Genomic DNA, 13,359 nt, shown 5'->3' with positions numbered 1-13,359 from the left:
GCTCGAAATGGCTACATTCAATATGCTGTCAATTGTCGACGGCAGCATCTGTTTTGAAAAGAGCTCCTCGCAATAGATGCGGCGTTCAGCCAGCAGCGGCTGACTGATCTTGCGCAGCGATGTTTTTCATGACAGCGATAGGATGCAACAATATACGGTCAATGCCCAACAGTTCTCTGAGATTTTGAAATCGCCAAAATGAAAGACTGGCATCCCGATCTCTCCCGCAGCAGCAGTCCCCGCTACATGGCGATCGCCGATCTCATCGAGATGGATCTCAGAAGCGGGCATCTGGTGATTGGCGACCGACTGCCGCCGCAAAGGGAACTGGCGAAGCGCCTCAATATCGACTTCACCACTGTCGCCCGTGGTTATGCCGAGGCGCAGAAACGCGGCCTGGTGGATTCGCATGTCGGCCGCGGTACCTTCGTCACTGGCGGGATCGACAGGGAACGCCGCGGTTTTGCTTTCGATGCCGCGCCTGATCCGCGCCGCGCCGCCGTGGTCGATCTCTCCATGAACATGCCGCCCGAGCCTGATGATCCCGAACTGATCGCAAGGATGCGCGACGGGATGTCGGCGGTGGCGACGAGCATCATTCCGCTGCTGCGCTATCAGGGTTTCGGCGGGTCCGGCATGGATAAGGAGGCGGCTGCCGCCTGGCTCAGCCGGCGCGGGGTCGTGCCCTCGCAGGAGCGCATTTTCGTGACACCCGGTGCACATCCGGCTCTTCTGGCGATCTTCAGCCTTCTGGCGAAGCCCGGGGAAACCGTGCTTTCCGAAAACATCACCTATCCCGGCATGCGCTCGATCGCGGCCCAGCTTCGTCTTAATCTCTCGGGTCTTGCCATGGATGAGGAGGGTATCCTTCCGGAGGCCTTCGCAGAGGCCTGCGAGCGCCTGGCGCCAAAGGCGCTTTACCTCAATCCGACGATCCAGAACCCGTTGACGCTCACGATCCCCCAGAAACGTCGCCAGCAGATTTGCGCTGTCGCGCGCAGATACCATGTCCCGATCGTGGAAGACGACGCCTATGGCTTCATACCGCTCCATGCGCCGGCGCCGCTGGCGGCCATGGCTCCGGATCTCACCTGGCATATCGGCGGTCTTGCAAAATGCATCGGCGCCGGTCTCCGCCTCGCCTATGTCGTCGCCCCTGATACGAAAGCGATCTGGCCCTTTGTCAGCGCGATGCGCGCCAACAACGTGATGGCGTCGCCGCTGACCGTCGCACTGGCAACGCGATGGATTGAGGACGGTACGGCAGACACCATCCTGCGCTTCATTCGCAGTGAGGCGGCAGCGAGGCAAAGCATGGCCGCGGCGGTGCTGCCTAAGGGCAGTTTCAGGGCCGATCCGCTTGCCTTCAATATCTGGCTGCCGCTGCCGCACGGCTGGACGCGGTCGACTTTTGGGAGCCATATGCGATCTTCCGGCATTGGCGTGGTCGCGAGCGATGCTTTTGCCGTCGAGGCGCCCGCGCCGGAGGCCGTTCGCGTCTGCTTCGGCGGCCCGACCACACGGGCCGGCCTGCAGAGCGCGCTGGAATTCATGGCGCATTCACTCGAGGGGCCGCCCGAAATGACGGCCGCGTTCTTCTGACAGCGAGCGGTTACTCATTCGCCCCGTCATGCTGGACGACCTTGTGGCCGTGCAGATCACGCTTGGCACGCAGATAGGCGATGTTCTCCGGCGTTTCGAAAGACGGTGTTTCAATAACTTCGGCGACATCGATGCCGCGTTCCCTTAGCCGCTGGACCTTCTCCGGATTATTGGTGAGCAGACGGATCTTCTCGACACCGAGCGCTTTCAGCATATCGGCAGCCACCGTGAAATCCCGGGCGTCTTCCGGGTGCCCCAGTGCCAGGTTCGCGGCGAAAGTATCGTATCCCTTCGCCTGCAGGTCGTAAGCGTCGATCTTGGCATTGAGGCCGATGCCGCGCCCCTCTTGGCGAAGATAGACCAGAACTCCTCCTTGCCGACCGATGGCATCGATCGAATAGCGAAGCTGCGCGCCGCAATCACAACGTTTGGAGTGGAAGACGTCGCCGGTCAGGCATTCCGAGTGCACACGGACTAGCGGCACCGGGGCCTTGTTTTCACTGTTGCCGGAGAAAAGAAGAGCGAAGTGTTCCTCGTGCTTGCTGAAGCCGTCAAAGGTTACGAAGGTCGGCGTTTCGGGACCGTCGATGGGAATTTCCACCTTCCGGCGGACGCGAATTTTTCGTTCATGCATGGTTTGCACCCTTGAAGCTGTCTAAGGATAGCCGCCGGCACTGCTCGCAGCCGACCGGCCCTGCCGTGGCTGAAAACACATCGCGACGATGCCGCTGGGATGGGTTCTTCTGGCCGGACGTCGATCCGAGTCGGCGCCCGTCCGGCCTCAGGAAGATTGCTAGGCTACCAGGGCAACCTTTGCGCGCGCCGCCAGAATGGACCGGCAGGCGTTTGCCGCCTCGCGGCCCTTGATTACGAAGTGATCCTTGAAGAAGCGGATATGCGCTTCGGACTCCTGGAAGTTATGTGGCGTCAGGACGGCCGAGAGGACGGGAACGTCCGTATCGAGCTGCACCCGCATCATGCCGTCGAGAACGGTTCCCGCCACGAAATCGTGGCGATAGATGCCGCCGTCGACCACGAAGGCGCATCCAAGGATCGCCTGATATCTTCCAGTCCGCGCCAGTGTCTGCGCGTGAAGGGGAATTTCGAGGGCGCCGGGCACATCGACCATGTCGACGTCGGCGGCAGCACCGCCGAGTGCGACCCATTCCTCCACGAAGGAGGTGACGCATCGATCGACGATATCGGCATGCCAACGGGCACGGATGATCGCGATTCTCTTCTGTTCCGGCTTGATAGCGATTGTCATTTTCTGGCCTTTCAAGGGTTGTGCCGCGAGGCCGGCACGGTTGAAACAAAAGCCGCTATTCACTGTCGAGCGACAGCATATGCGGCCCAAGCTCCCCTTGGGCGAACATGCCTGGTCAGCCTCCCGCTCGGGGGCTTTCCAGCGTGCTCTCTTCCATCCGGACTGTAACCGTCGGCTCCGGCATTTCACCGGATCTGCTGACCTTCCGGCTTGGTGCCGGAAGCGCTCGCGGGCTCCGGGATCACTCCCGATACCGCCGGTGGGGAATTTCGCCCCGCCCTGAGAACATCGCGATCATAAGGCTATTTCGTCGAAACGCAATGGACGTGGGGCACGTTGTCGCCTGCATGGGTAACACATTGATCGGGCAAGCGATTTTCTTTGTTCGGAGGTACGGACACACTCGCGCGCAGATAAAAACGATGTCGGTTTCGACCTGAAATCATCTGGTTCTAAGCCTCCTCTCGGGCATTGCCGACCCGCAATGGTACGATCGTCATCAGCCCTTCGACAGCCTATCCCGATAGGATGGAAGGATATCGTCCGCCGTCAGCGACGCCATGGTCAGGTCACCCGGATCGATCGGCGAGATCCATCGTATTTCCTCGATTTCCCCCGCTGACTTGACGTCCCGGCTTTGTATGTCAAGCCGAAAGACGTCCGCAACGACCATATGGTCGGGTTCATTGGCCGCGGGCGCTTCGAAGCGCCCGAAGGGCATCAAGGCGGCAGGATCGACGGTGAGGCCGATCTCCTCGGCCAATTCTCGGGCAAGGGCGTGATCCGGGCTCTCCCCTGGCTCAATCTTCCCACCTGGCTGCATGAAAACGCTGGTTCCCCGCTTGCGGACCAGAAGGGTCTCACTTCCATGAACGACAAGGGCCGCCGCGACCCGGATGGTCTTTATGGACCGTCCCGACCGATCGGGGTTCGCATCGCTGGCGCTTCCATCGCTGTGTCGCATGCTCGATCTCTTTTCGTGCGGTTGGATGATGGGTTCCATCGGCTTTTATCATCTTCGCAACCGATTCGGCCTTGCTGCGCCTGCCTGCCGAGGGAACAAAGTCAGCATCAGCAAGTTACTCGAGCATCCCTGGATATATCGCAATGGAGGTTTTCATGAGCTCGTCGAGCATGACAACGAACCATAATCAGATCCGTAAATGGGTAGAAGCCCGCAAGGGCCACCCGGCACGGGTCAAGGGCGAGGGCCCGGGTGGTATTCTGCGCATCGATTTCGGCAAGCCCGAAGAGTCGCTGGAGGAAATTTCCTGGGACGAGTTCTTCCGGATATTCGATGAGAACAAGCTCGCCTTTCTCTATCAGGACGAGACAGAAGGCGGCAAGACAAGCCGGTTCAGCAAGTTCGTGGCGCGTCACTAATTGCAATTCGCTGCGGGCGGCGTTGGACAGCGGAAACGTGTGCGTTCCTCTGCATGATTCCTTAAATCGGAATCGATTTAAGGTCAAAATCATGCAGCAAATTCAAAGTTCTACAGCGTCCTTTGTACGTCATGTTGGCGTATGGCGCTGTATGGAGACCAATCATGACGCTGCAGGAGCTGCGGCCCAATAATGCCACCGATATTGCGCGCGCCATAGGCCATGCGTGCAAGGTGCTTCCGGACCCTGCCCATATGATCGAATTCGGCGCCTTCTTCGACCCGTTTGCGGGCGCCAGGATCGTCCTTCTCGGGGAAGCGTCACATGGGACCGCGGAATTCTATCAGGCGCGAGCGGCGATAACGCGCTCACTGGTCGAGCACTATGGTTTCAACATTGTCGCCGTCGAGGCCGATTGGCCGGATGCCGAGCGCATCGACCGTTATGTCCGGCATCGCGAGCCGCGTGCCTACGACGCCGAATCCTTCGTGCGCTTTCCGGAATGGATGTGGCGCAACGCGGAGTTCGAAGCGTTCGTTTCCTGGATGCGCGCCCATAATGAGACAGTGGAGCCCAAGAAGCGAGTCGAGTTTCGCGGACTGGACATCTATTCCCTGCACGGTTCCGTCAATGTCGTGCTCAATTATCTTCAGAGCATCGATCCTGAAGAGGCCGCTCGGGCGCGGGAGCGCTATGCCTGCGTGACACCGTGGCAGGAGCGGCCCGCACGTTATGTTGGAGCTATCCGTTCCGGGGTGCAGGAGGAATGTGAGAGCGCCGTTGTGGCGCAACTTCAGCAACTGCTGGAGCGTGAACTGGACTATTGCGCCCGTGACGGCGAGGAGTTCTTCGACGCGGCGCAGAATGCCCGGATCGTTGCGACCGCCGAGCATTATTATCGGGCGATGTATCGCAGCAGCACAGATTCATGGAATCTGCGCGACAGGCACATGTTCGAGACGCTGCAGAGCCTCATGGCTCACCGGCCGAAGGCAAAGGCCGTGGTCTGGGCGCACAATTCGCATGTCGGCAATGCTGCTGCGACAGCCATGGGCTGGGATGGCCAGTTCAATATCGGTGAGCTGGTGCGTGTTGCCTATGACGACGATGCAATGCTCGTCGGTTTCGGCACGGATCGCGGAACCGTGGCTGCGGCCGACGACTGGGATGGACCGATGTACGTCAAGTCCGTCAATCCGTCGCGGCCGGATTCCTATGAGCGGGTCTTCCGCCAGGTGGGCCTTCCCCGCTCACTGACCGATCTTCGCGGCGGGCGGAACCGCTCGGTGCGCGACGCGCTTTCCGAGCGCAGGCTGGAGCGGGCGATCGGCGTCATCTACCGTCCGGAAACGGAATTCTACAGCCATTATTTCGAGGCGATCCTTCCGGAACAGTTCGACTGCTATATTTGGTTTGAGGAGACGAGGGCCGTTACGGCGATTTCGGCTACCCGGCCGCAGGGTGTTCCCGAAACCTATCCGTTCGGATTGTAGCCATGTATGACACTGCCCAATTTGAAAACCGCGCCGCAGCAGGAAGGGTTCTGGCGGAAGCCATCGGCAAAGAAACCGTGGTCGATCCCGTCGTGCTCGCCCTGCCGCGGGGAGGCGTTCCGGTTGCTTTTGAAATCGCCGCTTACCTTCACGCCCCGCTGGATATCCTTTTGGTGCGCAAGATCGGTGCGCCCGGCTATCCCGAATATGCCGTGGCGGCGGTTGTCGACGGCAAGGATCCGCAGACGGTCGTCAACGAAGAGGGTTTGAGGTATAGCGGGGCAACGCTGCTCTATGTGGAGGAGGAAGCCGCCAGGCAGCTGGCCGAAATCGAGCGTCGCCGCAAGGCCTATCTCGGCGAGCGCGAGCCCATTAACCTCAAGGGCCGGAATGCGATCCTCGTCGACGATGGCATCGCAACCGGCACAACCGTGAAGGCCGGCCTGAAAGGGCTGAGGCGCATCGGGGTGAAAAGCACGCTGCTTGCCGTGCCGGTGGCGCCGCGAGAGGTTCTCCAGAGCATGAAGGACGATGTCGACAGAATCGTCTGCCCTTACCCTCTCGAGACATTGAGGGCTGTCGGATATCACTATATCGATTTCGCCCAGACGACCGATAGCGAGGTAATCGATCTGCTGTCCCGCAGCCGCGGGGCCTAGATCAGGATGATTTCAGGCCGAATCGGCCTGAAATCATCCTGATCTACATCAAAGAGTTAGAGCGGGATTTATGCCGAAAACCGCTCACACTTTTCGGCATCCCGCTCTAAGAGAGCATTCGACTTTCCGCCTCTCTGCGTCATGCGCTCATCCCGGACCTGGCTCACTGCCTTTCTTGAGATCGATCCTGCGAAGGATCAGAGCGAGGGGAACGACGCATGCCGAAATCAGCATGAGCACATAGAAGACGTCAATAAAGGCAAGGTAACTTGCCTGCGTCTGCACCTGCTGCCCGATCCAGGCAGTTGCCTGCGACTGGGCATCGGCTATTGTTGCTCCTCTTTCAGCAAAATATCGCGAGGCAGTCTGCATTGCCTCATGGTAGGCCGGATCCGACGGGATCACGCTTTCGACAAGCCGGCTCTGATGCCACTGTTCCCTGCGCGCCAGGACATTCAAGGCGATCGACACGCCGATCGAGCCACCGGTATTTCGTGCGGCATTGATCAGGGCGGATGCCTGATCTGTCTGGTCGGGTCTCAGGCCGTCGTAGGAAGCCGAGGTGATGGGAATGAAGATCAGCGGCAGGCCAAGCCCCATATACAGGCGCGCCCATACGAAGAAGCCGAAATTGAGATCGGGATTGAGGCGAGTGAGGTCCCACATCGCAGCGGCAATGATGGTGGTGCCGATCGCGATCAGATATTTCGGCTGGACATGCGTCGAGAGGCGGCCGGCCACGAACATCATGACCATGGTGACAAGACCGCCCGGAGAAAGGGCCAGTCCTGCCCAGGTGGCCGTATAGCCGAAATTCTGTTGCAAAACCTGTGGGATGAACTGCGTCGTCGCGATCAGAATTGCGCCGGTCGCCAACATGACGATGAAGCAGGAGCCGAATTGCCGGCTCGCGAGCAGCCGCACATCGATGATCGGGTTTGATTTCGTCATGAGCCAGGGGATCGAGACGATGAAGGCGATGACGCATATCGACGTCATGACAATAATGAAATTCGACCCGAACCAGTCGTCCGTCTGGCCGCGATCGAGCACCAGTTCCAGCGCCCCAAGAAAAGTCGCGACGAGGAGAAAGCCGACGATGTCGAAGCGAATGCCGGTTCTGCGCATTTCCGCCCGTTCCTTGCGCAGCGAATCCGGCTCTTTCACCAGCATGTAGACCAGGACGAAGGAGAAGGCTCCGACGGGGCCGTTGATCAGGAAACACCAGTGCCACGAAAAATTGTCGGAGAGATAGCCGCCAAGCGTTGGCCCGATGACGGGCGCGACCACGACGGCAATCCCGAAGAGCGCGAAACCCTGGCCGCGTTTCGACGGAGGAAAGGAATCGGCCAGGATGGACTGCGAGATCGGTACCATCCCGCCGCCGGCGAATCCCTGGATCATCCGGAAGATCAGCAGGGTTTGCAGGTTCCAGGCCATGCCGCAGAGGATTGAGGCGATCGTGAAGGTGGCAAGGCAAAGCAGATAGAAGCGTCGTCGGCCGTATCGTTTGGCGATGAAGCTGCTTGCAACGAGGATGATTGCGTTGGAGACGAGATAGGTCGTCACGACCCAGGAGGCTTCGTCGGAGCTCACGGCAAGCCCCCCGGAAATATAACGCAGCGCCACATTGGCGATCGTCGTGTCGAGGACCTCCATGAAGGTCGCGAGCGAGACGACAAGCGCAATCAGCCACGGATTGGACGCGCGCGACGAGGATGCCGCTCCGTTGGCCGTGGTTGCCGCGCCGCTCATCAGCTTCTCGGGCGGACAGTGACGGTCGGTACCACCGACATGCCGGGGCCGACCGCGACATCGGGCGGCCAGTTGTCGATGACGATCTTGACCGGGACGCGCTGAGTCACCTTGACGAAATTACCCGTCGCGTTCTCCGCCGGAAGCAGGGAAAAGGCGGTGCCGGATCCCGGCTGGACAGAGGCTACCTTCCCGTTGAGCGGCCGATCAGGATAGGCGTCAATCGTCAGCTTCACAGGCTGACCGGGACGCATGTCTGTCAACTGAGTCTCCTTGAAATTGGCGGTAACCCAGACCTCGTCCGGAACGAACATCGAGACGGACTGTCCGCCTTCGACATACTGGCCCTTGGCGCCGCTCAGCCGAACGATGCGGCCCGGCTGAGCGGCAGTGATTGTCGTGTAGTTCAGGTTCTGTTGGGCCGCTTCTACCTGCGCCTCAGCCTGATGCAGGCTGGCGATGGCGCTGGCGCGCTGCGCTTCGGCGGCTGCTTTGTTCTTCAGCGCCGATGTGACGCTCGCCTGCGATTGGGCGAAGCTCGCCTGGCTTTGACTTAAGGTGGAACTCGCCTGCTGGGCCGCCTGCTCGGACCCGGCGCCACTCTTGAGCAATTGGTGTTGGCGCGCGGCCTCGTCCTGGGCGTATTCAAGGGCGGCCGAGGCGGAATTCTGCTGCGCCTTTGCTTCGTCTACCGCCGCGCCGGCAGCGTCAATCTGCGCTTCCGCGCTTGCTATCGCCGCCTTTGCGACACCGACTTGACCGTTGGCTTGGTCGAGTGCGATCTGGAAGTCGCGGGGGTCAATCTTCAGGATGACGTCACCCGCCTTCACATGCTGGTTGTCTGTGACCGGAACTTCGGAAACATAGCCCGACACTTTTGCAGCAACCGAAAAGCTTCGAGCGTCAATAAAGGCGTCATCGGTCGTCTCATATGGATGAAAATATATGAGCCAGATGAAATAGCCGGCGACCGCAAGAGCTGCCACGACAAGCAGCATAAGCGAGACGGCGACAGGATGGCGGCGAATGTAGGACGGGCGATTTTCTTCCGATTGCTCGGGCGCATCGTCTTCTTTTTGCGTTGGGCGGTTCTCCCAACGCTCGCCTTTTTCATCCTTTAGTAAGGAGTGTTGATTGTCAGGCACGATAGATCTCGAATTTTTTGCGCTGAACAGACGAACTAAACGTTGAAAACAACGATAGGTTCCTGGACGAAAAGCCGCATCCATTCATTGTTGCGCTTGCGATTAGCGCCCGATGATTTCAGGTTGAATCGACCTGAAATCTGAATTCGCCTTTAGATCAAAAAGTTGGAGCGGGGATGTCACCCGAAAACCGGGTAGACTTTTCGGCATCCCGCTCACATCTAGCCGGAGCATACGCGGGCAGGAGAGGCTCGTGCACCGAAAGCTGATCATCCAGACGGCGTATAAAGGGCATCGGCAGGGTCTCTGCCGATGCCTCATTTCATCATGTGATCGCGCGTCACGAACCACTCAGTAGGGCCATGTCCAGTTCCGCACCTCCGGCATGTCTTCGCCGTGCAGGCGGACATAGGCGTGATGCTCCGACAGTTTCGCCCGCAAGAGGTCGATGACGTCTGCTGCCTTTTCCTTCAGCCCCGGCACACGCTCGATCGCCTCGATGGCGAGATGGTAGCGATCCAGTTCGTTCAGCACCGTCATGTCAAAAGGCGTCGTGGTCGTGCCTTCCTCGATGAAACCGCGGACATGGATATTGCGATGGTTGGTGCGTTTATAGGTCAGCCGGTGGATCAGGTAGGGATAGCCGTGATAGGCGAAGATCACCGGCCGATCGGGGGTAAAAAGCCGGTCGAAAGTTTCATCGGGAAGGCCGTGCGGATGGTGCTCGGGTGATTGCAGCGCCATCAGATCGACGACGTTGACGACCCGGATCGACAGTTGCGGAATATTCTGACGCAGAAGATCGACGGCCGCCAGCGTCTCCATCGTCGGGACGTCGCCGGCGCAGGCCATGACGACATCGGGCTCGACCGCGCCTTTTTCGTTGCCTGCCCATTCCCAGATGCCGATGCCGGCCTCGCAATGCCTGACCGCTTCCTCCATCGTCAGCCACTGTGGTTCCGATTGCTTGCCGGCAACGATGACATTGACGCGGTCATAGGTCTTCAGGCAGTGGTCGCCCGTCCAGAGCAGGGTATTGGCATCCGGTGGCAGGTAGATGCGCACGATATCCGCCTTCTTGTTGGCGACGAGATCGACGAAGCCGGGATCCTGGTGGCTGAAACCGTTATGATCCTGGCGCCAGACATGTGAAGTCAGCAAATAATTGAGCGAAGAGATCGGTTTACGCCAGGGAAGCTCTCGCGTGACTTTAAGCCATTTGGCATGCTGGTTGAACATGGAGTCGATGATGTGGATGAAGGCTTCGTAGCATGAGAACAGACCATGCCGGCCGGTCAGCAGGTAGCCTTCGAGCCAGCCCTGGCAGAGGTGTTCGCTGAGGACCTCCATCACCCGGCCATCGCGGGCGAGATGCACGTCATAGGGTCGGATCTCCTCCATCCATATGCGATCCGTCGCCTCGAAGACGCTGCCAAGCCGGTTCGATTCCGTCTCGTCGGGGCCGAAGATGCGGAAGTTCTTCGCTTCGGCATTGAGCTTCAGCGTGTCGCGAAGGTAGCGGCCAAGGATTTCGGTGGATTGGACCATCGTCGCGCCGCGCTCCGAAACGGCGATCGCATAGTCGCCGATATCCGGAACGGCCAGTTCCTGTCTGAGGAGGCCGCCATTAGCGTGCGGATTGGCGCCCATGCGCCGCTTGCCTTCAGGCGCCAGCGCCCGCAATTCGTTCTTCAGCCGGCCGTCAGCGTCGAATAGATCCGAGGGATCGTAGCTCTTCATCCAGTCTTCGAGGATCTTGCGATGGGCGCCATCCTCCCGGCAATTGGATACCGGAACCTGATGGGCGCGCCAGAAATTCTCGACCATCTTGCCGTCGACTTCCTTTGGTCCGGTCCAGCCTTTCGGGCTTCTGAGCACGATCATCGGCCAGCGCGGGCAGGAATTTGGCGGCGAACCGTTGCGTGCCTCGTCCTTGATAGCACGGATGCGATCGAAGACGGTGTCGAGGGCCGCAGCCATTTTCAGGTGCATGTCATGCGGCTCGTCGCCTTCGACGAAAAAGGGTTCGTAGCCATAGCCGATGAAGAGGTGCTTCAGATCGTCGTCGCTCATGCGCGCAAGCAGCGTGGGATTGGCAATCTTGTAGCCGTTGAGATGCAGGATCGGCAGCACGGCGCCGTCGCGAGCGGGATTGACGAACTTGTTCGAATGCCAGCTTGCGGCAAGAGGCCCGGTCTCAGCCTCGCCGTCGCCCACCACGCAGGCAACCACCAGTTCGGGATTGTCGAGGGCGGCACCATAGGCGTGAACGAGCGCATAGCCGAGCTCGCCGCCTTCGTGAATCGAGCCGGGCGTCTCGGGTGCTGCGTGGCTCGGTATACCGCCGGGAAAAGAGAACTGACGGAAGAGCCTTTTCATACCGTCCGTATTCTCGGAAATCTCGGGATAGATCTCGCTATAGGTCCCCTCGAGATAGGTATTGGCAACCATGCCCGGTCCGCCGTGGCCCGGGCCGCAGATATAGATCATGTCGAGATCACGGGCGCGGATGATGCGGTTCAGGTGGGCGTAGACGAAATTGAGCCCGGGCGTCGTGCCCCAATGGCCGAGCAGCCTCGGCTTGATATGCTCCGCTTTCAGGGGCTCATGCAGCAGGGGATTGTCCAGGAGATAAATCTGTCCTACGGACAGATAGTTGGCTGCCCGCCAGTAGCGGTCGAGCAGGTGGAGTTCCGCGGTGTCGATCGCGGTTGCGGGGGATGTCGATATCTGCTTTTCCATCGTGATACGCTCCGAGGTGAAGAGGTTTCGTCGGTCATCCTAGTGTTTATTCTGGTCCGGCGCCGTGACCTGGATCATGCAAGAATTGACTTGGCTTCGTCGGCGATCACCTGCTCTTCGTCCGTCGGGATGACGAAGGCAGCGATCCGGCTTACGGATGTGCTTATGGTGGCGGCGTTCGCGGCGTTGGCCGCAGCGTCGATCGTGAGGCCCAGCCACTCCAGTCGATGGCACACGGCGGCGCGGATTTCAGGCTGATGCTCGCCGATGCCGGCGGTGAAGACCACGGCATCGAGGCCGCCGAGGGTGGCGGCGAGCCGCGCGATTTCACCAGCGATGCGCAATGTGAAGAGGTCGATCGCTTCGCGCGCCTCCGGTCGCGCATCCTTCAGCAGATCACGCGTGTCGGCGCTGATGCCGGATACGCCCAGAAGTCCGGATCGGTGATAGAGCATGTCTTCCACGTCGTGGAGCGGCCTGTGCTTCTGCATGAGGAGATGGAGCAGGGCGCCGGGATCGAGGGTGCCCGGACGAGTTGCCATCGGAATGCCGTCCAGGGTCGAAAACCCCATGCTGCAGTCCCGACTCGTGCCATCTTTAAGAGCACAGAGACTGGCGCCGCTGCCGAGATGGGCGACCACGATTTTTCCGGACGCCGTTCCTGGCGCTCGGCGGCGAAGTTCAGCGGCGATAAACTTGTAGGAAAGGCCGTGGAAACCATAGCGCTTGATTCCCTCGTCATGCAGCGCGCGCGGTATGGCGAAGCGCCGGACGAGATCGTCTTGCGTGGCGTGGAATGCGGTGTCGAAGGATGCCGTCTGGACAAGCGCCGGTCGCAGGTGGCGAATCGCGCGTATCAGGCGCAATGCCTGGGGCTGATGCAGCGGCGCAAGCGGGATCAGAGTGTCGATGGTGCGGATAGCCTCGTCATCGAGTCGCACGGGCGCGGTGAAGACATCGCCGCCATGGACAACCCGGTGTCCGGCGACGGAAACCGCATTCATGTCGAAATGCTCGGAGAGCATGCCGAATGTTTCATCGACGACGTCGTGGAGTTCTTCCGTCGCTTCGGCATGGAGCGGAATATCGAAGGTCTTCGGGCCTTCCGTCAGATGAAAGGTCAAAGGTTGGGCGCGAAAGTCGATGAGTCCCTTGCCGATGCGCCGCGCCTGGTTTTGCTCGATTGCGAACAAGCCGATCTTCACCGTGGAAGAGCCAGCATTGAAGGTGAGAAGAAGATTTGTCCCTGCCATGGCCGGTACCTTTGCGCAAAACGGTATGGACCGTTGCTCTCATCAAGCCACGAGCCTGCC

11 protein-coding genes and 1 riboswitch are annotated in these 13,359 nt (G+C 59.9%); of the genes, 4 read left to right on the top strand and 7 right to left on the bottom strand.

Annotated features, from left to right (window positions below; genetic code table 11):
- The first annotated feature begins 198 nt into the window (after positions 1-198).
- Entirely contained in the window at positions 199-1,602 is a 1,404-nt protein-coding gene (locus tag AAE029_RS27030) for a PLP-dependent aminotransferase family protein (protein ID WP_371075990.1), read from the top strand.
- A gap of 10 nt (positions 1,603-1,612) precedes the next feature.
- Here the strand turns inward: AAE029_RS27030 and ribA are convergent, their stop codons facing one another.
- The 3 genes from ribA to AAE029_RS27015 all read right to left on the bottom strand — a co-directional run bounded on the left by ribA (position 1,613) and on the right by AAE029_RS27015 (position 3,833).
- Positions 1,613-2,236: a GTP cyclohydrolase II RibA gene (gene ribA, locus AAE029_RS27025; RefSeq protein WP_371075989.1), complete on the bottom strand. Its 624-nt coding sequence runs from the start codon at positions 2,234-2,236 to the stop codon at positions 1,613-1,615.
- A gap of 159 nt (positions 2,237-2,395) precedes the next feature.
- Positions 2,396-2,869 carry a 6,7-dimethyl-8-ribityllumazine synthase gene (locus AAE029_RS27020; RefSeq protein ID WP_371075988.1) on the bottom strand — a complete coding sequence of 158 codons (474 nt, stop codon included), beginning with the start codon at positions 2,867-2,869 and terminating at the stop codon, positions 2,396-2,398.
- A gap of 141 nt (positions 2,870-3,010) precedes the next feature.
- Positions 3,011-3,160: riboswitch (FMN riboswitch) on the bottom strand.
- A gap of 208 nt (positions 3,161-3,368) precedes the next feature.
- The gene (locus tag AAE029_RS27015; RefSeq protein WP_371075987.1) at positions 3,369-3,833 is read right to left on the bottom strand and encodes an NUDIX domain-containing protein; all 465 of its coding nucleotides are present in this window, start codon (positions 3,831-3,833) and stop codon (positions 3,369-3,371) included.
- Between the two features lie 155 nt (positions 3,834-3,988).
- On the opposite strand from AAE029_RS27015, the gene AAE029_RS27010 reads away from it, so the two are divergent.
- The 3 genes from AAE029_RS27010 (at position 3,989) to AAE029_RS27000 (ending at position 6,404) form a co-directional block, all read left to right on the top strand.
- The gene (locus tag AAE029_RS27010) at positions 3,989-4,252 is read left to right on the top strand and encodes a hypothetical protein (RefSeq protein ID WP_371075986.1); all 264 of its coding nucleotides are present in this window, start codon (positions 3,989-3,991) and stop codon (positions 4,250-4,252) included.
- 164 nt (positions 4,253-4,416) lie between these two features.
- Complete coding sequence (locus tag AAE029_RS27005; RefSeq protein ID WP_371075985.1) at positions 4,417-5,745, top strand: erythromycin esterase family protein; 1,329 nt, start codon at positions 4,417-4,419, stop codon at positions 5,743-5,745.
- 2 nt (positions 5,746-5,747) lie between these two features.
- On the top strand, positions 5,748-6,404 hold the full coding sequence (locus AAE029_RS27000) for a phosphoribosyltransferase (RefSeq protein WP_371075984.1): 657 nt from the start codon (positions 5,748-5,750) through the stop codon (positions 6,402-6,404).
- Between the two features lie 147 nt (positions 6,405-6,551).
- On the opposite strand, the gene AAE029_RS26995 is transcribed toward AAE029_RS27000, so the two are convergent.
- From AAE029_RS26995 to AAE029_RS26980, 4 genes are all read right to left on the bottom strand, one after another.
- Positions 6,552-8,159, bottom strand: a complete 1,608-nt coding sequence (locus AAE029_RS26995) for a DHA2 family efflux MFS transporter permease subunit (protein ID WP_371075983.1) — start codon at positions 8,157-8,159, stop codon at positions 6,552-6,554.
- On the bottom strand, positions 8,159-9,304 hold the full coding sequence (locus AAE029_RS26990; RefSeq protein WP_371075982.1) for an HlyD family secretion protein: 1,146 nt from the start codon (positions 9,302-9,304) through the stop codon (positions 8,159-8,161). Before AAE029_RS26990 ends, AAE029_RS26995 begins: the two co-directional genes overlap by 1 nt.
- A 351-nt stretch (positions 9,305-9,655) precedes the next feature.
- Positions 9,656-12,046, bottom strand: a complete 2,391-nt coding sequence (locus AAE029_RS26985) for a phosphoketolase (RefSeq protein ID WP_371075981.1) — start codon at positions 12,044-12,046, stop codon at positions 9,656-9,658.
- A gap of 74 nt (positions 12,047-12,120) precedes the next feature.
- Complete coding sequence (locus AAE029_RS26980; RefSeq protein ID WP_371075980.1) at positions 12,121-13,299, bottom strand: acetate/propionate family kinase; 1,179 nt, start codon at positions 13,297-13,299, stop codon at positions 12,121-12,123.
- Between the last annotated feature and the right edge of the window lie 60 nt (positions 13,300-13,359).

Origin of the sequence: Sinorhizobium sp. CB7 (genome assembly GCF_041357635.1) — a bacterium.
In the GTDB taxonomy this organism is placed as follows: domain Bacteria; phylum Pseudomonadota; class Alphaproteobacteria; order Rhizobiales; family Rhizobiaceae; genus Rhizobium.
The sequence above is the reverse complement of the archived record's forward strand: the minus strand, read 5'-3'. Positions and strand labels throughout refer to the sequence as shown.